General features: G+C 60.0%; 21 protein-coding genes. 3 read left to right on the top strand and 18 right to left on the bottom strand.

All coding sequences use genetic code 11. The features are described 5' to 3' along the window. Positions 1-114: 114 nt before the first annotated feature. Positions 115-1,770 (bottom strand): ABC transporter substrate-binding protein, encoded by a 1,656-nt coding sequence (locus BM413_RS03720; protein ID WP_091910601.1) that lies wholly within the window; start codon positions 1,768-1,770, stop codon positions 115-117. 48 nt (positions 1,771-1,818) lie between these two features. Further along, positions 1,819-2,574 (bottom strand): aspartate/glutamate racemase family protein, encoded by a 756-nt coding sequence (locus BM413_RS03725; RefSeq protein ID WP_139238550.1) that lies wholly within the window; start codon positions 2,572-2,574, stop codon positions 1,819-1,821. Positions 2,575-2,698: 124 nt separating this feature from the next. Here BM413_RS03725 and BM413_RS03730 point away from each other — a divergent pair, with 124 nt between their 5' ends. Together BM413_RS03730 and BM413_RS03735 are read left to right on the top strand one after the other, a co-directional pair. Beyond that, positions 2,699-3,502, top strand: coding sequence for an IclR family transcriptional regulator (locus BM413_RS03730; protein WP_091910605.1), 804 nt, complete (start codon positions 2,699-2,701; stop codon positions 3,500-3,502). A gap of 245 nt (positions 3,503-3,747) precedes the next feature. Continuing rightward, positions 3,748-5,475 (top strand): M28 family peptidase, encoded by a 1,728-nt coding sequence (locus BM413_RS03735; protein WP_091911096.1) that lies wholly within the window; start codon positions 3,748-3,750, stop codon positions 5,473-5,475. A gap of 61 nt (positions 5,476-5,536) precedes the next feature. Here BM413_RS03735 and paaG read toward each other — a convergent pair whose 3' ends face one another. The 10 genes from paaG to BM413_RS03785 all read right to left on the bottom strand — a co-directional run bounded on the left by paaG (position 5,537) and on the right by BM413_RS03785 (position 16,113). Next, positions 5,537-6,334 carry a 2-(1,2-epoxy-1,2-dihydrophenyl)acetyl-CoA isomerase PaaG gene (gene paaG, locus BM413_RS03740; RefSeq protein ID WP_091910607.1) on the bottom strand — a complete coding sequence of 266 codons (798 nt, stop codon included), beginning with the start codon at positions 6,332-6,334 and terminating at the stop codon, positions 5,537-5,539. A 37-nt stretch (positions 6,335-6,371) separates the two neighbouring features. Continuing rightward, positions 6,372-6,671, bottom strand: a complete 300-nt coding sequence (locus BM413_RS03745) for a hypothetical protein (RefSeq protein WP_091910609.1) — start codon at positions 6,669-6,671, stop codon at positions 6,372-6,374. Then, the gene (locus BM413_RS03750; protein ID WP_091910611.1) at positions 6,668-8,272 is read right to left on the bottom strand and encodes an SDR family oxidoreductase; all 1,605 of its coding nucleotides are present in this window, start codon (positions 8,270-8,272) and stop codon (positions 6,668-6,670) included. Before BM413_RS03750 ends, BM413_RS03745 begins: the two co-directional genes overlap by 4 nt. A 58-nt stretch (positions 8,273-8,330) precedes the next feature. Further along, the gene (locus BM413_RS03755; RefSeq protein WP_197716961.1) at positions 8,331-8,927 is read right to left on the bottom strand and encodes a flavin reductase family protein; all 597 of its coding nucleotides are present in this window, start codon (positions 8,925-8,927) and stop codon (positions 8,331-8,333) included. Between the two features lie 113 nt (positions 8,928-9,040). Then, positions 9,041-9,574, bottom strand: coding sequence for a nuclear transport factor 2 family protein (locus tag BM413_RS03760; RefSeq protein WP_091911099.1), 534 nt, complete (start codon positions 9,572-9,574; stop codon positions 9,041-9,043). 15 nt (positions 9,575-9,589) lie between these two features. After that, positions 9,590-11,698, bottom strand: coding sequence for an acetate--CoA ligase family protein (locus BM413_RS03765; RefSeq protein ID WP_091910613.1), 2,109 nt, complete (start codon positions 11,696-11,698; stop codon positions 9,590-9,592). Further along, complete coding sequence (locus BM413_RS03770) at positions 11,698-12,606, bottom strand: SMP-30/gluconolactonase/LRE family protein (RefSeq protein ID WP_091910615.1); 909 nt, start codon at positions 12,604-12,606, stop codon at positions 11,698-11,700. Before BM413_RS03770 ends, BM413_RS03765 begins: the two co-directional genes overlap by 1 nt. An 88-nt stretch (positions 12,607-12,694) precedes the next feature. Then, positions 12,695-13,927 (bottom strand): ABC transporter substrate-binding protein, encoded by a 1,233-nt coding sequence (locus BM413_RS03775; protein WP_348272872.1) that lies wholly within the window; start codon positions 13,925-13,927, stop codon positions 12,695-12,697. 92 nt (positions 13,928-14,019) lie between these two features. Beyond that, positions 14,020-14,775 carry an SDR family NAD(P)-dependent oxidoreductase gene (locus BM413_RS03780; RefSeq protein WP_091910616.1) on the bottom strand — a complete coding sequence of 252 codons (756 nt, stop codon included), beginning with the start codon at positions 14,773-14,775 and terminating at the stop codon, positions 14,020-14,022. A gap of 24 nt (positions 14,776-14,799) precedes the next feature. Beyond that, on the bottom strand, positions 14,800-16,113 hold the full coding sequence (locus BM413_RS03785; RefSeq protein WP_091910618.1) for an LLM class flavin-dependent oxidoreductase: 1,314 nt from the start codon (positions 16,111-16,113) through the stop codon (positions 14,800-14,802). A 184-nt stretch (positions 16,114-16,297) separates the two neighbouring features. Between BM413_RS03785 and BM413_RS03790 the strand changes: the two genes are divergently transcribed. Beyond that, on the top strand, positions 16,298-17,077 hold the full coding sequence (locus BM413_RS03790; protein WP_091910620.1) for an IclR family transcriptional regulator: 780 nt from the start codon (positions 16,298-16,300) through the stop codon (positions 17,075-17,077). 45 nt (positions 17,078-17,122) lie between these two features. Here the strand turns inward: BM413_RS03790 and BM413_RS03795 are convergent, their stop codons facing one another. The 6 genes from BM413_RS03795 to BM413_RS03820 form a co-directional block, all read right to left on the bottom strand. Beyond that, positions 17,123-18,106, bottom strand: coding sequence for a branched-chain amino acid ABC transporter permease (locus BM413_RS03795; RefSeq protein WP_091910622.1), 984 nt, complete (start codon positions 18,104-18,106; stop codon positions 17,123-17,125). Continuing rightward, a complete protein-coding gene (locus BM413_RS03800; RefSeq protein ID WP_091910623.1) occupies positions 18,103-18,990 on the bottom strand; it encodes a branched-chain amino acid ABC transporter permease in 888 nt (295 codons plus the stop codon). Before BM413_RS03800 ends, BM413_RS03795 begins: the two co-directional genes overlap by 4 nt. Positions 18,991-18,996: 6 nt before the next feature. Beyond that, positions 18,997-19,740, bottom strand: a complete 744-nt coding sequence (locus BM413_RS03805) for an ABC transporter ATP-binding protein (RefSeq protein WP_091910625.1) — start codon at positions 19,738-19,740, stop codon at positions 18,997-18,999. Continuing rightward, positions 19,733-20,536 carry an ABC transporter ATP-binding protein gene (locus BM413_RS03810; protein WP_091910626.1) on the bottom strand — a complete coding sequence of 268 codons (804 nt, stop codon included), beginning with the start codon at positions 20,534-20,536 and terminating at the stop codon, positions 19,733-19,735. The genes BM413_RS03805 and BM413_RS03810 overlap by 8 nt, the downstream gene beginning before the upstream one ends. Positions 20,537-20,602: 66 nt before the next feature. Next, positions 20,603-21,757, bottom strand: coding sequence for an acyl-CoA dehydrogenase family protein (locus BM413_RS03815; RefSeq protein WP_091910628.1), 1,155 nt, complete (start codon positions 21,755-21,757; stop codon positions 20,603-20,605). Further along, entirely contained in the window at positions 21,757-22,533 is a 777-nt protein-coding gene (locus BM413_RS03820; RefSeq protein WP_091910629.1) for an enoyl-CoA hydratase/isomerase family protein, read from the bottom strand. Before BM413_RS03820 ends, BM413_RS03815 begins: the two co-directional genes overlap by 1 nt. Positions 22,534-22,542: the final 9 nt, after the last annotated feature.

Consider the following 22,542-nt stretch of genomic DNA (forward strand, 5'->3'; position numbering starts at 1 on the left):
GAATTCATATTCCTTGGCCTGACACGAAACGGGATGAACTGCATTCCACGTCAGGCTCTTCAAATGAGTCCTGGACGGGCGGCGCGTGGCATATCCGGCGCGCCGCCCTGCAATCTATTTCGCCAGCGTTTCCTTGGTGTCGCCGGGATAGTGCAGCTTTCCGCCGTCGAGCGTGTAGCCTGCCTCCTCGAGCATCCCGGCTGCAACATCGTGGCCGGTCTTGAGTTCGGCCAGTGTCTTCGGATCGTACCAGAATTCGAGCGACGGCGAGATGACCGAGTTCGACGGCACGGCAAAGCCGCGATAGGCGGCGTTGACGATCAGACGACGATCGACGGCTGCCGACAGGGCACGGCGGAACGCCACGTCGTTGAACGGGGGACGGCGTTCGTTAAAGGCGACATAACGGAAGCCCATCTCGACGGTCGACACGACCTCGAGATCGCCATCCTGTTGGGCCGCATCGATCAGCACCTTCGGATCGCCCGAGAACTCACCGAGAAAGTTGAGTTCGCCCGAACGCAGCATGCCGAGGGCTGCCTCGACATTCGGCACGATGCGCAGGATCCAGCGATCGGCCTTCGGGGCATTGAAATGCTCCTTGTTGGCGCTGAGCACGATCTCCTCATTGGTCAGCCAACGTTCGAACTTGTACGGGCCGGAACCGATCGGCGTCTTTTCCTGATAGCTTTCGGCGTTCGCCTCCTTGGTCTTCAGGTCCTCGATGATCGGCTCCCAAATGTGCTTGGGTATGAGATTGACCTTGGCCAGGCTGGAAGTGACGAAGGATGCGGCAGGCTTCTTGAGCGTGAAAGTGATGACCTGCCCATCGATCGCGATGCTTTCAATGTTGCTGCCGAACGGCGCATACATCGGCGCCTCACCGCTGACGATCGCCTCGAAGGAGAATTTGACGTCTTCGGGCGTGACCGGCTTGCCGTCATGCCACTTCATGCCTTCGCGCAGCTTGACCGCGACGGTCTTGTCGCCCTTCCATTCGTAGCTTTCGGCTACCCATGCCTTCGGCAGGCCGTCCGGCCCGACGCGAATGAGCCGGTCATAGACCAGTTCGAACACCCAGCTGTCGACACCGCCGGAGATATAGAGCGGGTTGATGGCCTTAACATTGTCGCTCGAGTTGAGGACGATGTCCTTCTTTTCGCCCAGAGGTTCAAGCGCCATGAACGTCCAGGTATTGCGGATGCCGATGCCGCTCTGGTCGACGACGGACTCCGGCTTCCACACGGTCTTGTCGAAGGCGAAGGTCTGCTTGGGGTGGACCAGCATCATGTTGGGCTGGTCGCGGGCAAGCAGTTCCTGCGCCTCGAACACCATCGCCTTGCGCTTTTCCGGATCGATCTCACCGCGCTGCGCCTCGGCCACCGCATCATACTCCGGGCTCTGGTAGCCGATGAAGTTGTAGCCCTTCTCTGCCGTCGAGGAATGGAACAGGTTGTAGATGATCTCATCGGGATCAGAACGCTCCGGACGGCCGACCATCTGCCAGGCGGTCGAGTCCCAGTCCGCGCGCTGATACCAGACGACGTCCGACATCTGCTCCCACGGCATGACCCGGACGTCTACAGTGAGACCAAGCTTGCGCCATTCCTGGGCAATGAGCTGGATTGACTGGAATTCCTGCGGCTGGGATGCCTGCGGGCGGCTTAGTATTTCAATGGTTCGGATGGGATCGCCGGCCATGGCCGGCGAAGCGGCGGCGGCAAGCGCCAGAAACGCGGTCGCCATGACCGCCCTGTAGGTGGATTTCATGCGTATTCTCCTCTGGAGTGGTTTCTTGTTTTCTAGTTGGCGCCCGGCTCACGCCACGCGCATTGCCTCGAAAGACTGGCCGGCCAGCATTTTCGCAGGTGTCGGGAAAGCGGTCTTCGAATGGGAAAGCCCCATCGAAACCAGCATCTCAGCTTGTTTGAGCGCGGCCTTGCCGGCATTGACGGCAGGCGCCCCGACGGCCGCAGAAATCTCATCCGCAAGATCGAGGAAGGACATCGTCATGCAGCCGAAAAGAAAAGCGTCCGCGCGGTCCTGCTTCACGCACAGCCCAGCTACCGCGATGAGGCGCGCTTTCGTCTTCTCCGGATCCTTCATCAGCTCCAGCACGGGAATCCCGGTGGCGCGGACGGAGGCTAGCTTGTCACGGACGCCGGCCTTGTAGGCGAGCAGTTCCTGTCCGGCGATCAGACTGTCGAAAACGGTCAGGACGGAGAATTTGTGCCCAAGGCTCGCCGCGAGAAGGAGCGAGCTCTCGCACGGCCCAACGACAGGCATCGTCACGAGTTCGCGCGCCGCCTCAAGGCCCGGATCGCCGAAGCAGCCGATGATGGCGGCATCGAAGCCTTCCCGTTCGCACTTCATGATGAGGTCGATGGTTGCCGGCACGCATAGTGCTTCCTCATAGGCCGACTCGATCGATGCCGGACCGCTCGCCACGTCGACGACCGAGACTTCGGTACCAGTGAAAGCCCAGGAGTTCAGCAGCGCTTCGCGCCTGCGCATCTCCTTGAGGCCCATTGGACCTTTCGACATCGGACCTGGAACCACATAAGCGATGCGCATTGACGACCCCTCATTGTTTTAGTAGGTGAAACAGTGTTTCCTTTTGTAGATTGAGTAAATCACAAATCTGCAATATTGCAACAGCCGAACAGACAACGATAATCAGCCAGGAGGAGCACCATCGATGAATGACACCAGTTCCAACGATTACAAGATCGCGGCCGTCGATCGCGCGCTGCTCGTTCTCGAGGCGCTGGCCGACAAACCGGGTCAGGGAGTCACCTCCTTGTCGAAGTCGATGGGATTGACCAAATCGATCGTTTTCCGCCTGCTGCAGACGCTGGAAGACCGCGGCTTCGTCTTTCGCGATCCCGAACAGGCCGTCTATTCGCTCGGCTATCGCATAGGCGTTCTTGGCGAGCGGGTAGGCCGCGACGGCAGCCTGCTCTTTGCCGCGCGTCCGGTGATGGACATGCTGCGGGACCGCACGTCCGAAAACGTAAATCTCGTCATTCGCGAGGGTTTGCGCTCGCTTGTCCTGGCAACCCGCTCCGGCCATCATTCGATCAGACTCTTCGCCCAGGCCGGCCGCAATGGACCTCTGCATGCCGGAGGTGGATCACTCTGCATCCTCGCCTATTGCGACGAGTCAGTCATCAACGCAGTTCTGGGAAGTCCGCTCGAGGCCTTCACGCCCTACACGATCACGGATCCCGAAAAGCTGCGCCAGACCTTGAGCCGCATCCGTACCAACGGCCACAACATCGCATTGAACGATCTTGACGACGGTGCTTTCTCGGTGGCGGCGCCGATCGTCGGCGCGAACGGCGAAGTGATCGCGGCGATCTCGGTGGCGGGCGCGATGGTGCGCTTCGACGAAGAACGGCGCGAGACTTATATCCGCGCTGCCATGGATGCAGCTGCTGAAATCTCCTCCAAGCTGTCGCTGCATCGCATTGAAACAGCGGCCCTGCCTGTCGCCTCTTAGAACGGCATCAAAGCTACCCGCACTTCTTTTTCGGCTGAAAGCCATCGCGATCGACCCGGTCTCGGCTCTGCCAAGCCCGTGGCCTCGCGCATCCGCGAAGATGATAATCGCTCGTACTCCAGCGCTTTGATGATCGCCCCTGCCGCTTCAACGAGATGCGGCTTGCGAGCCGTAATCTCCTCTGTTAGCTTTCGGCTTCTAGTGAAACACTGTTTCGCTGAGTAAAACAATTGGGAGCCATGCCGATGAACAAACTCGAAACTGAGATTCTTGCAGCCGTATCGCTTGATGAGCCTTGGGCTCTTGTCGAAAGCTTTTCGACCTTCAAGCGCGAACACCCGAACGATGTGAACCGAGGCATGGATGAGGTGGTATCGCGCCTCAGGAAGCATGGCGTCGAAGTGACGGTTCATGAACCGAGCCTCTATCTCAGCCTGCCCGGGCTCGCCCGCGTCGAAGCGAGCGGCAAGACGTTCCGCGCCAAGCCACCGGCATACAGCCTCGATGCCCGCAACGGCCTCGAAGGCCAGATCGTCTATGTCGGCGCGCGCCATAACGTGATGATCACAGACATGTTCGAGCAGAAGGTCGAGTCCACCCTGGAACTGGCCGACCGCGTTCGCGGCAAGATCGTGATGTCCGAAGGCTTCGCCAGTCCCGGCCTGATCTCCCAATACGAAGAACTCGGCGCCATCGGCGTCATCGGCATCAACCCCGGCATCGATGTTCACTGGGGCATCTGCACCACGGTCTGGGGCACGCCCGATCTGGATGATCTGCCACGTAAGCCCAACATCCCGACGGTTGCAGTCAACAAGCCAACAGGCGAAGCGCTGATCGAGATAGCCAATGCTGGCGGCAAGGTTACGATCTTCACCGAGATGGAAGAGGGCTGGTTCACCTCCAAGCTGCCGGAAGTCTTCATCAAGGGCACGGAAGAGCCGGAAAAATATGTCTTCCTGCATGGGCATCTGGATAGCTGGGACGTCGGCGTCGGCGATAATGCGACCGGCGATGCGACAATGCTGGAGATCGCGCGCGTGCTCTGGCAGAACCGCGGCAGCCTGAAGCGCTCGGTGCGCATCTGCTGGTGGCCGGGCCACTCGACGGGACGCTATGCCGGTTCGACCTGGTTCTCCGATGCATTCGCGCTCGATCTGGAGGAAAACGCAATCTCGCAGGTCAATTGCGACAGTCCCGGCTGCCGCTGGGCGAGCGAGTTCATCAATCTTTGCCGGATGAGCGAAACCGAAGATTTTCTCTCCGATGTCATCCAGGAAGTGGCTGGCAAAGTGATCGAAGGCGAACGCCCGCACCGCGCCGGTGACTATTCCTTCAACAATATCGGCATCTCGAGCTACCTGATGCTGTCGTCAACGATGCCGGACGTTCTGCGCGAAGAGAAGGGCTACTACACGGTCGGCGGTTGCGGCGGCAACATTGCCTGGCACACGGAGAACGACATCCTGGAAATCGCGGACAAGGATATTCTTCTGCGCGATATCAAAGTCTATCTCCTGGCTGTACTGCGCAACGCCAATGCGGAGTATCTGCCTTTCGATTGGCGGGCGACCACGCGCGAATTCGCCGACACGGTTGCCGATTATCAGGCGAGAGCCGGCACGCGGTTCGACCTGTCGCTATCCAGCAAGGCTGTTGCCGAACTGTCCCAGGCACTTGAGGCCTTCTATGCTCGCGTAGCAAACAAGAGCATCGACCCGAAGGCAGCCAATACCGTCATACAGGACCTTGCTCGCATCCTCGTGCCGATCAATTTCACGCGGGTGAACCGGTTCCGTCATGACCCGGCACTGACGATCCCGCCGCTGCCTTCCATCGCAGCCGCTGCCGATCTCGACAGCCATGACGAGGTGACGCTCGGCTTCGCCAAGACCCAACTGGTGCGAGGTCAGAACCGCCTGATATCGGCCTTGCGGCAGGCACGCCGCCATATCGAACTCGTGGCAGGTTGATATGCCAGTGGCCCGCCCGTGACAGCGGGCGGGCCACTGATCTCTTCAGAATGATTTGTATCTATCGCCCTTCAAAAACGGGCGACTGCTTCGCCCGAAACGCAGAGACCGCTGTTCGATAATCTTCAGTCCGGCCCGCCTCTCCTTGAAGCTGCGCTTCCAGATCGAGCTGCTGGTCAAACGTTTGAACTGCTGACTGCAGGAAGGCCTTCTTCATCAAGGCGAAGCTGCGGGTCGGCTGACTGGCCAGATGCGCGCACAGTTTTCTCGCTTCCGTATCTAGTAATTCGTCTTCGACCGCTTTCCAGATCATGCCCCATTCAGCAGCAAGTTCGGCATCGATCGGCTCTGCCAGGAAAGCCAGCGCCCGCGCCCGCGCATCGCCTATCAGGCGGGGCAAGGTCCAGGTTCCTCCCGAATCGGGAAGAAGGCCTATCTTGGAGAAGGATTGAATGAAGCGAGCCGATCGCGAGGCGATAACGATATCGCAAGCGAGAGCGATGTTCGCTCCCGCTCCGGCCGCTACGCCGTTGACTGCCGCCAACACCGGCTTTTCGAGCTCCCTGATCGTTCGTACCAGTGGATTGTAGTTTTTCTTGAGGCTCTCGGAGAGATCAGGCGCGACACCATCTTGGAAGACGCGTTCGGAAAGGTCCTGACCTGCCGAGAAGGCGCGCCCTGCCCCGGTCAGCATGACCGCACGGCATTCCGGATCCTCGCCTGCCTTCGTCAGCGCGGCAAGCAGAAGCCGATGCATCTCGCCATTGAAGGAATTGAGCTTGTCGGGCCGATTGAGCGTAATGATGACAACGCTTGCGTCCTGCTCAACCAGAACCGGATCCTGTTCTGTCGTAGCCATCACTGCCCCTCATTTTCCAACGAATGCCTGGACGCAATCAGTCCTGCCGCTCCACATGGGCGCGTATGGCGTTGCTGTCCACATCGATCCAGCCGTGTTTTGCGGCGGCGGCTACCATCTCGTCAAATCGGGTACGCCATTGCACACTCGCCGCCGTGCCAGCCAGCGCCGGAACCACCTCCAATCCGACCAATGCGTTGTCGTCGTCGACAAAGGTCAAGCCGTCGATATAGGGCCGCGTTGTTCCGAAGGCGCCTTTGAGGAGAACCTTGAACTTGCGGAAATCTTCCGGATCCGTCAGGCGTAATCCGTCCCGATTGGAGTACTCGACGATCATTCGGCCGCTCCCTGAAAGTCCTCTTCCGCGATTTCGCTGGCGTCTCCGGCATTGCCAAAGGCAGTCCAGCCACCATCAACATAGAGGATCGAGCCGCTGATGTAGGAAGCTTCGTTGGAAGCCAGGAAATAGGCGGCCTCGGCAATATCCTCCGGCCGGCCCATATCGCCGAGTGGAATGCGCCGGCGGATCGCTTTCGTGTCGATCTTGCCGGCAGCTTCAAGAGCCGCAACCCCCGGAGTGCGAATGTAACCCGGCGCGATCGTTGCGGTGCGGATGCCAACGGGGCCGAGTTCAGCCGCCATGCACCGCGTCAGTATGTCGATTGCCGCTTTTGAAGCGCCATAGGCGTGGCGAGGGGCAAAGGGGAGGAAGGTGTTGATAGAACCGAGATTCAGAATGACGCCGCCGGCATCCCCCATCAGCCTCACCGCTTCGCGCGCGCACAAAAAGGCACCCGTGACATTCACATCCAGTACCTTTTCGAGATCGGCCGAAGTTTGCTCGAGCGCGGGCAGAAAGCCGTCGGCGACTGCGGCATTGTTGACCAGTATGTCGAGCCTGCCGAAGCGCTGCTTTATTGTTGCGAACAGGTCCAGCACCGCCTCTTCGGAGGCGATATCGAGAGCATGGGAAAGATGCTTCGGCCCAAGAGACCGGGCAACGCGTGCTGCACCGTCGGCGTCCTTGTCGGCGACAACAATGGTATCTCCCGAGGCCGCGAACTTTCGCGCCAGTGCCTCGCCTATGCCCTTGGCAGCCCCCGTCACCAGCACGATGCGCTCACGTCGCTCAACTGCAGGCTTCGCAAGTTCGGTCTCAGGCGTGCCGCTGACGGGAGGATGCGCATCGCCAGGTTGATTGAAGGAGAGCCAACCGCCGTCGACCGACAGGATCGAACCGGTCACGTAGCGCGCAGCCGGAGATGCAAGGAACCGAGCAGCGGAAGCAATCTCGTCCGGGCGCGCCATGCGCCCCATCGGCACGCGGCGGCGAACGAGATCGAGATTGGTCTTGCCGGTTCGCTCCAGTTCCGCGACCATCGGCGTGTGCACATAGCCTGGCGCTACTGCTGCGACCCGGATACCTCGCCCAGCCCATTCGCAGGCCAGAGACCGTGTCACCGAAATTAGGCCAGCCTTGGAAGCCGCGTAGGCATTGCGCTTGGGATTGCCGAGCACGCCGGCAAGCGAGGCAATGTTGACGATGACCCCTCCGCCGGTCATCCGCTTCGCGGCCTCTCGCGCCAGCACGAAGGGGCCGAGAAGATTGATGCTCAGCGCCTTTCGGAACGATGTCACATCGGTGTCCACAGTCGCGGCCATGGTGGGCCCAAGTGCTGCATTGTTGACCAATGCGTCTATTTTGCCGAAGCGGGCTTCGATCTCCGCGAAAAGCGCGATGATCTCCGCCTCCGATGAGACGTCGCAGTGAAAGCCGGCATGCTGGGCACCGAGCGCGTTGGCGAGTTCGATTACATTCGTTCCAGCAAGGTCAACTGCCGCGATCGTGTCGCCATCGCGATGGAATGCGTCGAGCAGCGCCTTACCGATACCGCCGGCAGCGCCCGTGATGACAACGACACGCCCCGAATTCTCCATCAAACTACTCCTCCCGCAAATATTCTCGGCCTGGTCTCAGAACGTGTGACGAGCCGGCTCAGCCAACCGCTGCGAGGCGGCGGAACGAACCGTCACGATAGAGAAGCGCATCCTGATCCAGCGACGTTACCGCCAGCACGCGGCCGATATAGATGTGGTGCGTCCCTGACAGGATACGGTCCTCAACTCGGCAATCGAAGCTCGCAACGGCGCCGTCGAGTATCGGCGCACCGGTAACCATGCTCAACCATTTTCCTTCACGAAAGCGCTCGTCCGAGCCCAGTTTCGAGGTCGAGAACAACCGGGCAATGCCGTGCTGTTCCTCGGTCAGGAAATTGATGGCGAAGCTGCCGCTGTCGGCAATGATTCCTTCGGCAGTCGCGCTGCGGTTGACGCAAACCAGCATTGTTGGCGGCTCGGCCGACACCGAACAAACCGCGGTCGCGGTCAGGCCGTTGCGCTGCTTGCCCGCACGCGCCGTGATAACCGCGACTGACGAGACGACCTGCCGCATGACGGTCTTGAATTCCGCGTCGCTGACAAGCCCATTCTCTCTCATCTCGACCATCTCCGCGGATGCTTCAATCGCGCGGGGCATGGCGCTGGCCATCCGTGACTGCGAAAGTTCCGGCGCGTGAGCGTTCTGAACGGCCATGATCTTCAGTCTCCATATCGGCGCTGTCGTTTTGCGCACCGGTTGTGAAGATCATTGTGATGCAACGCTTTCCTGGTTCAACCCCTTCAGTTGTGTGAAGGAGAATTTCACATTCATGAAGCATTGGAGCGACCGAGCAGCTCGTAGATCGGATCGGCAGGGAAGTTCGCGCCGACGGGCTGGCGCACCCCGAAACGGGCCTCCTCGGAGCCTTCCAGTACTGGCTGCTCTTCGACCCAATCATAGGCGACGACACGTTGCGCGACACGCCACTCCCCGTCGCGTTTCTCGAACAGATCGGCGTAACGCCCGGCAAGCAGGAACTGCCGCACAACACCATCCCGCCCGGCTCCACGCTGAAGCGCGTTGAAATAGGTCTCCACCACTGCGGACGTCCTGCCCGTGAACTCGATCAGGATGTTGCTGACCTGATGGATGTTGCGTGGATTGCTCTTGAAGGCTTCCAGCACCCATTGGAAAAAGCCTTCCACAGGCCCCGAATAGGCGCCGTGCCGATCGGTCGCGTCCGGCCAGTAGGAACTGCGCAACGACGCTTCATCGGCACGGTCGATGCCACGGCAATAGCGGTAGATACAGTCGCGGATGGCCTCGCGGTCGAGGAGTTCGGTCAGCCTTTTATCTTCGATCGCCATTATCTTCCCCTAATCTTTGCGCAGAATCAGAAGCGCATCGAGCGGCGCGACACCCTTGCCTTTCGGCATCACCAGCACTGGATTGAGATCGATGCTTTCGATCATATCGGCGTTCGCCGCAGCGAAACGCGACAGCGTGGAAAGCATCTCGGCCAGTGCGTCGACATCGGCAGGAGGCGCACCCCGCACCCCTTCCAGCATGGCAAAGCCCCGGATCTCACGGATCATGCGCTGCGCCTCGACGGCCTCGAAAGGCGCGGCCCGGAAAGTCACATCCTTCAGCACTTCGACGAAGACGCCGCCAAGCCCGAACATAACCACCGGGCCGAAGACAGGATCGCGGACAACGCCGGCAATGGTCTCCACGCCGCCAGTAATCATCGGCGACACAATCAGCCCTTCAATCAACGCGTCCGGACGTTTTTCGCGAACCCGGTCCAGAATGGTTTGGGCCGCCTGGCGCGCTTCGTCCTCGTCCTTCACGCCGACGATAACACCGCCGATTTCCGTCTTGTGGGCGATGTCGGGCGAGGAAATTTTCAGGACAACCGGAAACCCGATTGCAGCGGCGGCCACACCCGCATCCTCGCCCGGCCGCACCAGCGCTTCCCTGGGAAAGGCGATACCGGCCTTCGCCAACACCGACTTTGCGCCATGCTCGCTCAGCGTATCGCCGACGAGCGACAGGCGTGGTGCTTCCTCCAAAGTTTCCGTCACGCGCTTCACCGCATCGAAACTCTTGCGGAAATGGACGAGCGCACCGAGAGCGTTGACCAGCGCGGAACCATCCTCGAAGACTAGAAACCCCTTCTCTTCATAAGAACGGACAACCTCCGGCGAGGCTGACATGGTGAGGGAGAGGATACAACCATCCTGCCCGGCGGTTGCTCCTTCCAGTGCCTGGCGTAGCGAAACAGCAAAGGTCGAACTCGCCGGACCGCTGCCGAAAATTCCGGCGAACATGTCGTAGCCACCTTCTTCCAGCATGGTGCTGATATAGCTCGTCATCAGCGGGAGGTCGGTCAGCGCCTGGGCGGTCGCATCGACCGGATTGCGCGGCGAGGCATAGGGTAGCATCGCCTTCAGCTCTTCCTGCGCTGCATCGGGCATCGGCGAAACATCGAGCCCGGCAAGCGCTGCATCATCTGCCATCTGGATGCCGAAGCCCCCGGAGAGCGTGAAGATGCCGAACTTGTCTCCAGCCGGATAGATGCCACGCGAGCAAGCATAAGCCACATCGAGTTGCTCGGCGGTGGTACTTGCCCGATAGACGCCATACTGGCGGAACACTGCATCGAAGATCGCATCGGAGCCGGCAAGGGCAGCCGTATGCGAACTCACCGCATGCGCACCGACTTCCGACCGACCGACCTTCATGAAGACGATCGCCTTTTCCTTCGCCCGTGCAGTGTCCAGCGCTTCCAGGAAGACATCGCGGTTGCGGATGCCCTCGGCATAGGCAATGACGACATTGGTGTCTGGTTGGTCGACTACCCATTGCAGTGCTTCAGCGACGTCGATGTCGCACTCGTTGCCGGTGGTGATCCAGTGGCTGATGCCAAGACCGCGCTGGCGGGCGAGATGGGCGATGTGCGAGCCATAGGCGCCGCTCTGCGAGACGATGGCAACCGGACCTGGATTGACGAATTCGGTGTCGAGGATCGCTGAGAATGTACCGTAGTAGCCGGACGCCGCATTGAACACGCCAAGGCAGTTCGGGCCGAGCACGCGCATGCCGCTTTCGCGCGCGATCCCGGCAATTTCGTCCTGCATCGCGCGGCCTTCGTCGCCGGTTTCGGCAAAGCCTGCCGAAAAGATGATTGCCGCCTTCACATGACGCTCGGCGCATTCCTTGAGGGCTTGCACGGTGCCGCTGGCCGGAACGGCAAGGATCGCCACATCCGGTGTTTCCGGCAACCCACCGACAGAGGCGTAGGACTTGAAACCCTGCACCGTCTCGCGATTGGGATTGACCGGGTAGACGGCGCCCTTGAACCCCGCCTCGCGCAGATAGCGCAGCGGACGCCCGCCGATGCGTGCTGCATTTTCGGAGGCGCCGATGAGCGCGATGGACCGCGGCGCAAGAAGTGGCGACAGGGAATTGCTGCGGCGAAGCATCACTGAACTTTCATTTCGGTTCGCGCGACGGCGGCACTGCCGAAGCGTGTCTCCCGAATCCCCGAAACGCCGAGGCCTTCGATGGCGAAGAGATATCCTCCGTCAGCGTGACGCGAGATAGCGCGGCCGGAACCGGAATCCTTGATCGAGGTCACATAGAGCGTCGACATGTCGGCGCCTCCGAACGCTACGCAGGAAGGCATGTCGGTCGGCGCATCGATCAAGCGGTCAAGTTCGCCTTGCGGTGTAAAGCGAGCGATCTTGCCGACCTGTACCAATGCCACCCATAGGCAACCGTCGCTGTCGACCGTGGCGCCGTCGGGGCCGGAGTTGAAAGGTTCGGTATCGACCAGGACGCGGGCCTCGCTGATGGTGCCTTCATCCGCGTCATAGCGATAGGCACGGATCGCGCGATCGAGGCTGTCGGCGAAATACATCGTCTCGCCATCAGGGCTTAAGCACAGCGCATTCGAAATGCGAATACCCGTGGCAAGCACGGCACCGGAGCCATCGGCTCCGACGCGGAAGAGCTGACCAAGCGGGTCTGCGTGGACGCCCATGCTGCCGCACAGAAAACGGCCTTGGCGGTCAGTCTTGCCGTCATTGAAGCGAATACGGGCATCTGCCGGTATCGGCTTGAAGACCGGCAACACTTCCCCGGTGGTCAGGTCAAGTACATAGATGCCGTCGGCGAGCCCCACGACCAATGTGTCGCCTTTGCCCAATGCAATGGAGCCCACCATGGACGGCACTGCCCATTCGTCAAATTCGCCCGTCGATGGATCGTAGCTGCGGACAAGCCGCGAGACGCCGTCCACCCAATAAAGACGCTGGCGCTGCCAATCCCAAACCGGGCTTTCGCCCAGCTGATCGGGCCTTGTCGATATTCGACTCACACGCAGCGACATCAATTGTCCTTGAGGGTGGCTTTAGGTTGGCGTGACACCAAGCGGTGCGGCGGAGAAAATGGAACTCTCCGCCGCATTCTTGGGAGGGTTACTGCGATTTCAGGAGGTCACAGGAGCTTTCCGAAACTGGACGCCAGGCGTCTTCGGCAGCAACAGTCTCGGTAATCTCATAGTAGTCGTAAGGATATTTCGACTCATCCGGCGACTTGATGCGGACGGCATAGAGCGGCCGCATCACCTGCCCGTCGGCCCGGATTTTCACATCCTTCATCTCGAAATCATTGACCGGGGTTTCCTTCATCTTGGCCATAACCGCGACGCCCTCGTCGGTGCCTGCCGCGGCAATCGCCTTGAGGTAGTGGTTGACCGCGCTGTAAGTTGCAGCCTGCGCCTCATTGGGGATGCGGTCATTGTAGACAGCTTGAAAACGCTTGGCGAAAGCACGGGTCTCGTCGGTGCGGTCCCAGTAGAAAGGCGTCGTCAGCCGCACGTTCTGCAGGATCTGCAATCCGATGCCGTGGGTCTGGTTGATGAACAAGCCGAGCGGCGCGAGCTTCTGGCCACCTTCCGACAGGCCGAATTCCTGCGCCTGCTTCATGGCATTGGCAAAGTCGGAACCTGAATTGGCGAAGGCGACGACCTTCGCGCCACTCGCCTGCGCCTGCAGCAGATAAGACGAGAAATCTGTGGAGTTCAGCGGATGCAGAACGGAGCCGAGAACTTTGCCGCCGCCTTGCTCGATGAACTTCGTCGTATCCGCCTGCCAGGCTTTGCCGAACGTGTAGTCGACAGTGAGGAAATACCAGGTGTCGAGGCCTTGCCCAAGAAGTGATTTCACGGTCGCCTTGGGAAGCGCATAGGTATCCTGGACCCATTGCGTCGCCATCGGCGAACAGGCGCTGTCGGTCAGGGCCGATGCGGCGGTAGCGACAAGCATGTAGGGCTTCTTGCGCTCCTTCATGATGTCCTGGATGGCGAGCGCGATGGACGAGGCAGAACCGCCAAAGATAGCATCGACACCCTCTTCATCGACCCATTTCAGAGCCGCAGCGACACCGACATCGGGCTTGTTCTGGTCGTCGGCAACAACGATCTCGATCTTCTTGCCATTGACTGTACCACCGGCATCCTCGATCGCCAGGCGCGCGGCAGCCACAGCACCCGGGCCGGCATTGTCGGCATAGGGCCCCGACTGGTCGTTCATGATGCCTATCTTGATGACATCGCCGGAAATGCCGTCCGCATGCGCCGTCAAGGCGGCGAACATCGTCGTTGCCGCAAGAAACGCCGCATAGGCAGTCCGTTTTGTCGATATGACCATGTCTATTCTCCTCCCATTTTTAGCTCCGATGATCCTCCGCGGACCCTCTTCACGGAGCCATTCCTCCCGAATGGCATTCGCGCCGGTTGCAGTCACGAAAATGCGTAGGTGATACCTCCATCGACGAAGAGCATGTCGCCGGTGATGAAACTTGCTTCTTCGCTGGCGAGAAACACGGCGGCGTTGGCGATGTCTTTGGGTTGACCGAGCCGGCCGATTGGAACACGCGCGCGGCGACGCTCCCAGGCCTCTTCGGTCACGACGAGATTTGCGCCATCCGTGGGTGTCGGTCCGGGTGCGATTGCGTTGACACGGATGTTGCGCGGCCCGAATTCGGCAGCACCTGAGCGGGTCACGCCGAGCACGCCGGCCTTTACGCCGCTATACATGATGCCGTGGTTCATCGCGAGAACGGCGGATGGCGAAGCGATGTTGACGATCGCACCGCCGCCGGCCGCCGTCATGCCATCGAGAACGGCCTGATAACCCCAGATCACGCCTTTGAAACCGACGTCGATCATCCGGCCGATCATTTCTTCCGTCTGATCTTGCAGTGGGCCGTATCGGTTCCACATCGCATTGTTGACAAGGATCGTCACGGGACCGAAATAATCCTGCAGCTTGGAAACCGCATCGAACACTTCGACGCGCTTGGCTGCATTGCCGACAAGACCGACTGCCCGCCCACCAGCTTCATTGATGGCGTTCGCAGCCTCCTCGGCGATTTCGGCCTTGAGGTCGAATATGCCGACGGATGCGCCCTCGCGGGCAAAGGCCTCGGAAATGGCGCGGCCAATGCCGCGCCCTCCACCGGTTACGAGCGCGACGCGCCCTTCAAGTCTTCGCATTGCAATCCTCCCGACACCAATCGCTCAGCCTACTTTCGCCGCCTTGGCAAAGGTGGCACGCGACGCCATGGGGATCGCACCACCACGCGTCGGGTCGGCGTAAACGCCGCCGGCCGTCGCATAATCCTTGCCGGCGCGGCGCTCCAGCACAATTCCGATCGATTCGACATTGGGAATTTCTTCTTCAGTGAGTTCGGCCATGCGCGGCTTCCGGGCAAGGGCAGCCTCAATGAAAGGCGCCAGTTCCTCTTCCTTCTTCTTGACGCGCTCGTCTTCCCGCTCCTTCAGCTCAGGCATCACTTCGCTGGCGAAAAGCTCCATCGCCTCGCAGATGTGCTCATGCCTGTTCATGCCGGATTGCTGGATGAAGATCATTTGGTCGACACCGACATCGGCGTAGGTCTTGAGATGCTCACGCACGCTTTTTGGCGTGCCGATGCTGCCCGAGCCCGGGGTTTCCTTCATGTCGTCCTTGATCGTCTGGAAACGCTTCCACAGGTCGGTGCGACCCGGACGATGCTCGCCATAAACCGCGTAGTGGGCGATCGAATAGCCAAAGAAACGGAACCCATCGAGGCCACGGCTTACCGCCTCGTCATGATTTTCGTGCACCATCATACCGTTGAGCGTGGCGAAATTGGCGTTCACCGTATGGCCGATCGGCACGCATTCGTCGGACTTGATGATCGCATAGTACTCATCGCGCCATGCCTTAGCCTGTGACGCCTCAACAAAACCGAATACGAGTGCGCCGACGCCGTTGCGCGCGGCGCGCAGTATGCTCTCGCGGCGCGAGCATGCCATCCAGATCGGCGGGTGCGGCCGCTGCACCGGCTTCGGCACGATATTGCGTACGGGCATGGAGAAGAACTGCCCTTCATAACCCGGGTAGGGGTTCATCGTCATCATATTGGCGGTCTGCTCGACGCCCTCGCGCCACATGGCAGTCTTCTGCTCCGGCTCGATCCCGAAGCCATGCATCTCGATCAGCGAGCCTGATTCACCCGTACCCCATTCGAGCCGGCCGCCTGACAGAATATCGAGCGTCGCCAGACGCTCGGCAACGCGCGCCGGGTGGTTGTAGTTCGGCGAGGACAGGCAGATGCCATGACCGATGCGTATATTCTTGGTCCGCTGGGTGACCGCACCAAGGAAAACCTCAGGTGCGGACGAGTGCGAATATTCTTCGAGGAAATGATGCTCGACCTCCCACATATGGTCAAAACCAAGACGGTCGGCCAGTTCGATCTGGTCGAGCGCGTCGTTGAACAGTTTCTGTTCGCTGCCCTCTTCCCAGGGGCGCGGCAGCTGATGTTCGTAAAAGACTCCAAGCTTCATGAATTTCCTCCTGCAACGCCGGTAGCCGACTAAAGCTCCGCGTCTTCTTTGCCGTGCTTGAGAACTACATCGGCCTTGACTGGAGGCACCATGTCATGCGCAGTTGGAGCGCGCCAAATACATTTCGTACGTGCTGTACAGTTTCACATCCGTGAATAATGGCGACGCTCTGGGAGGAGCTTACATGCAGTTGTCACAGGTCAAGTCGGCGACGCGCGCCGTCGAAATTCTTGAATTTTTCAAAAGGGTTAGGCAGCCACACGCGATGTCTGAGATCGCGCTATCGCTGGGCTATCCGCAGTCTAGCACGACCGTTCTTCTCAAGACGCTGATCGCTCTCGGTTACCTGAATTTCGACCGTCGCGAGCGACTCTATTTTCCGACGCCGAAAGTGACTTCCCTGGGTGACTGGATCCCGCGCGCGCTGTTCGGCACGAGCCGCATTCTGGAGACCATGCACGATGTCCATGCTGCGACCGGCGAGACGGTTTCGATCGGCACCAAGAACGACGTTTACCTGCAATATATCCAGATCATCCAGTCGGTCCACGCCCTGCGTTTTCATGTCGACGAGGGCACGCTGCGTCCCCTCACTCAATCCGCGCTCGGCTGGCTCCTGATGTCGACCATGCCCGACGACAAGATCGACAACATTGTCCGGCGCGCCAATATCGCGACCGAAAAAACGTCGGAACGCGTCAAGATTCCCGAGATGATGGAACACATCCGCCAGATCCGTGGCAAGGGTTATTGCTCGGCCGAGAATGTACCGTTTCTGGGTGGCGGCACCATCTGCGTCCTGTTGCCGGTGACCATACAGAACCAGCCTGTGGTCCTGGGTCTCGGGGGTGCTGCCGAACGGATCCGTCTGAACCACGACCGCTATCTTGCCGTGCTTCAAAGGGCAGTGAAGTCCGTGAAGCCGAACAATCCCTTCGATCAACCGATCGACATCGAATTCTGATCGCAAACTATGCCGTTAAAAATACCCGCGGCAGGGAACCCAACTTCAACCGTTGGGCTCCACCACCGGCTTGGCGGTGACTGGTGCAGATACCGGCCGTTTCCCGCGACGTGCGAGATATTTGACCAGTGCGCCGATCTCGCCGACGAAGCCTCGCCTGAAGAAGACGATGACCACAAGCAGGATGACGCCCTGAGCGATCAGCGCCCACTCACCAAAGCCGGCAAGATGATCGTTCATTAGGATGATGATTGCGGCACCGAACATCGGACCCGTGAGTGTGCCCAGCCCGCCGAGCAGGGTCATCAGGATGACCTCCCCGGAAACCGGCCATGATACGTCGGTCAGGGTTACAAACTGGAAGACAGTCGCCTTCATCGCTCCGGCGAGGCCAGCCATCGTCGCCGACAGCGTGAAGGCGATGAGCTTGAATTTTTCCGGATCGAAGCCGAGCGACTCCACGCGTGCCTCGTTGTCGCGGATAGCCTTCAGCACCTCGCCGAAGGGCGAATGCACGATCCGGTAGAAGGCAAAGACCGCTGCCACCGAAAGACCCAGGATCACATAGTAGAAGCTGAAGCTGTCGCGCACCTCGATGAAGCCGAAGAGCGGATTGCGCGGAATGCCCTGCATGCCGTTTTCGCCGCCGGTGAACTCCATCTGCAGCAGGACGAAGTAGACGAGTTGCGAGAAGGCGAGCGTGATCATTGCAAACTGGATGCCTTGCCGGCGGATCGAAAGCTGGCCGATGACCAGACCGAGCAACCCGGCAGCCAGCGCGCCGCATAGTATGGCAGCTTCCACTGAGACGCTGGTCGTCTTCAGGATTTGCCCGGTGATGTAGGCAGCCCCGCCGAAAAACATGGCATGGCCGAAGCAGAGCAGCCCCGTATAACCCAGCAGCAGGTTGAACGAGCAGGCGAAGATGACGAAGCACAGGATCGTCATCAAAAGAACCGGATAGACGAAAAAGGGTGCCGCGACCGCAAAGGCAGCTGCAACGAGAATTATGATCAGTCTCGGGTTCATCGCGCCCCCTCACTGCGGCCGGAGAAAATGCCCGAGGGTCGCATGAACAGCGCGAAAATCATGAACAGGAAGATCACCACGCTGGCAGCCTCGGGATAGAGAACCTTGGTCAGGCCTTCGACAATTCCGAGCATGTAGCCAGTGGCCATTGCCCCGACGATAGAGCCCATGCCGCCGATGACGACGACGGCGAAGACGACAATCATCACATTCGACCCCATCGATGGAGATACCTGGTAGATTGGTGCGGCAAGCACACCGCTGAGTGCCGCAAGGCCAACGCCGAAGCCGTAGGTGAGCGTCACCATCTTGGGAACGTTGATGCCGAAAGCCTCGACGATGTTCGGGTTCTCGTTGGCCGCCCGCAGATAGGCGCCGAGTTTGGTATGCTCGATCAGAAGCCACGTGCCGATGCAGGTAAAAAGCGAGAACACCACCACCCAGACGCGGTAGTAAGGCAGGAACATGAAGCCGAGATTCATCCCGCCAGGCATGGGATTGTCATAAGGGATGCCGGTAGAGCCATAGCGCTGCCGTATCAGGCCTTCAACGATCAGCGATACGGCGTAGGTGGCAAGCAGGCCGTAGAGATGATCGAGATTCTGCAACCGCCTGAGCAGCAGGCGCTCCATCAGCATGCCGAGAAGTGCCACCGCGATCGGCGCGATGACCAATGCACCCCAATAGGGCACTCCAAGGAATGTCAGCAGCAGCCAGGCGACGAAGGCGCCAAGCATATATTGCGCGCCATGGGCGAAGTTCACGACATTCATCAGACCGAAGATGATCGCCAGGCCCATGCTCAGCATGGCATAGAAGGAGCCGTTGATGAGCCCGAGCAGTATCTGGCCGAACAGAAGCTGCGATGTGATGTTCTCGAACATGATGCCTCACACGCCCAGATAGGATTGAACACGGTCCATGCCGCTTTCGAGGTCGGCGGCGGTCAGCACATCGGCCACCTTGCCGTTCTCCACCACGACATGGCGATCCGCGACCTTTTTGGCGAAGCGTAGATTCTGTTCGACAAGCACGATGGTGAATCCTTGTTGCTTGAGGCGCAGGATAAGCTCGCCGATCTCTTTCACGACCACAGGGGCCAACCCTTCGCTCGGTTCATCGAGCAGCAGCAGCCGCGATCCCGTGCGAAGGATGCGGGCGATCGCCAGCATCTGCTGCTCCCCGCCGGAAAGCTTCGTGCCCTGGCTTGCCGCGCGTACTCGCAGATTGGGGAATGCCTTGAAGAGCTCTTCGTCCGACATGCCGCCTGAACGCAGGACCGGTGGCAGCAGAAGGTTCTCGCTCACCGAGAGCGAGGAAAAGATCGCCCTCTCTTCTGGACAATAGGCAATGCCAGCCCGAGCGATCTCGTAGGTGCGCTTGCCGATAAGTTCTTCCTGACCAAGTCTAATGGAGCCGGTGCGCTTGCGCACCACGCCCATGATGGAGCGTAGCGTGGTTGTCTTGCCGGCGCCGTTACGGCCGATCAGCGTCAGAACCTCGCCTTCGCGAACATCAAACGAGATGCCGTGCAAAACGCGAGACTCGGCATACCAGGCATTCAAATTCTCCACACGAAGCAGCGCTGTCGCCACGCGGTTGTCCTGAATCACAGCGGCAACGGGGCTATTCATCGATGCCTCCCATATAGGCTGAGATCACCGCCGGGTTACCAGACACCTCGGCGTAGGAGCCCTCGGCAAGGGTCTGTCCGTGCTGCAAGACGGTGATACGATCGCACAGATTGGAGACAACCGAGAGATTGTGCTCGACCAACAGCACCGTGCGCCCGACCGCTGCCGCCTTGATCAGCCTGGTGATCGGCTCGATGTCCTCATGGCCCATGCCGGCGGTCGGCTCATCGAGAAGCATGACGGCCGGTTCGAGCGCCAGCGTGGTCGCGATCTCCAGCGCGCGCTTCTTGCCGTAGGAAAGTTCCGCTGCAGCAACGTTGCGGCTGTCGGCCAATCCGACCTGTTCGAGCAGTTCTTCGGCTTGGCTGTTCAGCGGCGCAACAGCGGTGAGCGACCGCCAAAAATGATAAGCTGCACCGAAGCGCGATTGCAAGGCGACCCGCACATTCTCCAGCGCAGTGAGGTTCGGGAATGTCGCTGAAATCTGGAACGATCTCACCAGCCCACGCCGCGCCACCTGCGAAGAGCGCAGCGCCGAAATGTCCTCACCATCGAACAGGATACGCCCGCTGCTGGGCGACAGCGTCTTGGTCAGCAGGTTGAAGCACGTCGTCTTGCCCGCACCGTTCGGCCCGATCAGCGCATGGATAGACCCCCGCCGCACCGACAGGTTCACATCCTTCACCGCCGCAAAACCGGCAAAGAACTTGGTCAAGCCCTCGGCAACCAGGACATTGTCCGCTTGCTCAAGCTTTGCAACGTCCGGCGCTCTTATCACCTCGGCGTGTATGGACATCCAACTCCTCCCTTCAGACGCATCCCTCACCCCCAGGGCAACTGCGTCCTGCAACTCTTGCCGCTGTCAGCCCGGCAATTCCAGCACCGCTTTCGCGAGAATATTCTTCTGGATCTCGTTCGATCCGCCGAAGATTGCTGGCGCGCGCGAATCCAGGAACAGGTTCATGGCATCGACCTGGCCGTTTCCTGCATCGAGATCGTCGGCGAAACGTGCTTCTTCTCCCGCGACCAGCAGCATCTCTTCAGTGATGCGCTGGTAGAGCTCCGTTGTGAAGATCTTCAGCATCGAAACATCCGCCCCAAGTTCACCGCCGGAACGCAGCACCTTGGCGAAGCGCTCGAAGCTCGATCCTAGATCGTAGAGGTCGAGGCGAAGCTTCGCATAGCGCGAGACGAATGCAGGATCATCGAACGCTCCGCGCGCTTCCGCCAATCGTTCCAGCCGTCCCAGCGCATATTCAGGACGGGTCGGCGCGCCGAGGAAGATGCGCTCGTGACCGAGCACGGATTTGGCCACCGTCCAGCCTTCATTGACCTTGCCGACCAGGTTCTTCGCCGGCACACGCACATTGTCGAAGAATACTTCGCAGAAATCCGCCTCGCCGCGCAGATTGGTGATAGGCCGCACGCGAACGCCGGGCGACGTCAGGTCGGCTAAGAGAACGGTGATGCCTCTCTGCGGCTTGGCTTCCTTGTCGGTGCGCACCAGGACGAAAATCCAGTTGGCGCAATGCGCAAGCGTCGTCCAGATTTTCTGACCGTTGATGACGAACTCATCACCGTCGAGCACAGCTTGCGTCCGCAGGCTCGCCAGATCGGAACCGGCGTTTGGTTCCGAATAGCCCTGGCACCAGACATGCTCGCCAGAGAGAATTCGCGGCAGGTAAACCGCTTTCTGCTCCTCGGTACCGTATTGAATGAGCAGCGGCCCGACGAGACCAATGCCGTGATCTGGGATGCGCGGACAACCGAGCCGGCCCCATTCCTCGACATAGATCATATGCTTGGCAGGGCTTAGCCCCATGCCGCCATGTTCCCGCGGCCAAGTCGGCGCAAGCCAGCCCTTGGCCGCCAGAGCGTGATACCACTCTGCCACCTCGTCGAAGAGCGGACGCTGCTTGCGCATGTAGCGCAGATGCGGCGGACAATTCTCGTCGACCCAGCTGCGGAAGACTTTCCGGAATTCCTCGTCTGAAAGCTCGTTCCAGTCTGCCGCCATCACAGGCTGTCCTTGAATACTGGCTCGCGCTTCTCAAGGAAGGCGCGCATGGCTTCCTTGGAATCTTCGTGCTGCGTCATCTCGACGGTCAGGTTCTGCTCAAAACGATAGCCGTCCTTCAGGCTCATCGTCTCGACCGTGTTGATGGCGCGCTTGGCGAGCTTAAGCGCCGCCGGGCTCTTCCTGGCGATCTCATTGGCGATCTTCATAGCCTCGTCCATCAACTGATCGAGCGGCACGCAAGCCTCGATAATGCCGCGCCGATAAAGTTCAGCCGCCGGCACGCGGTAGCCGGAAAGCACCATGCGCCGCGTAAGAGAATGCGGGATAAGCCGCATCGTGTGACGCACGCCGCCCATCAGGCCGATATCGATCTCCGGCAATCCGAAGACGGCATTGTCGGAAGCGAGAATGATGTCCGAGCAGATCGCGAGCCCCATGCCGGCGCCGAGCGCTGGGCCGTTGACCGCAGCAATCACCGGCTTGTTCGATTCCATGATGCAGAAGCCTACTTCCCGGGTACGGCGAAGATGCCGATAGGTGTCGCCGGGAACCGCGCCGACTTTGCCGCGCGACTTGATGTCGGCGCCGGCCGAAAATATCTTGCCGCGGCCGGTTAGCACGATGACGCGGACGGTCGGTGTTTCGTTCAGTTCGTCAAAGACCGAGATGAATTCCTCGACGAACTCCCGCGACTGGGCATTCACCGGCGGCGCGTCCATCGTCACGACAGCGACGTGATCCTTGATTTCCGTCTTGATCAGATTGTTTTCCATATTTTCCTC

Source organism: Mesorhizobium sp. YR577 (genome assembly GCF_900116595.1).
GTDB lineage: Bacteria > Pseudomonadota > Alphaproteobacteria > Rhizobiales > Rhizobiaceae > Mesorhizobium_M.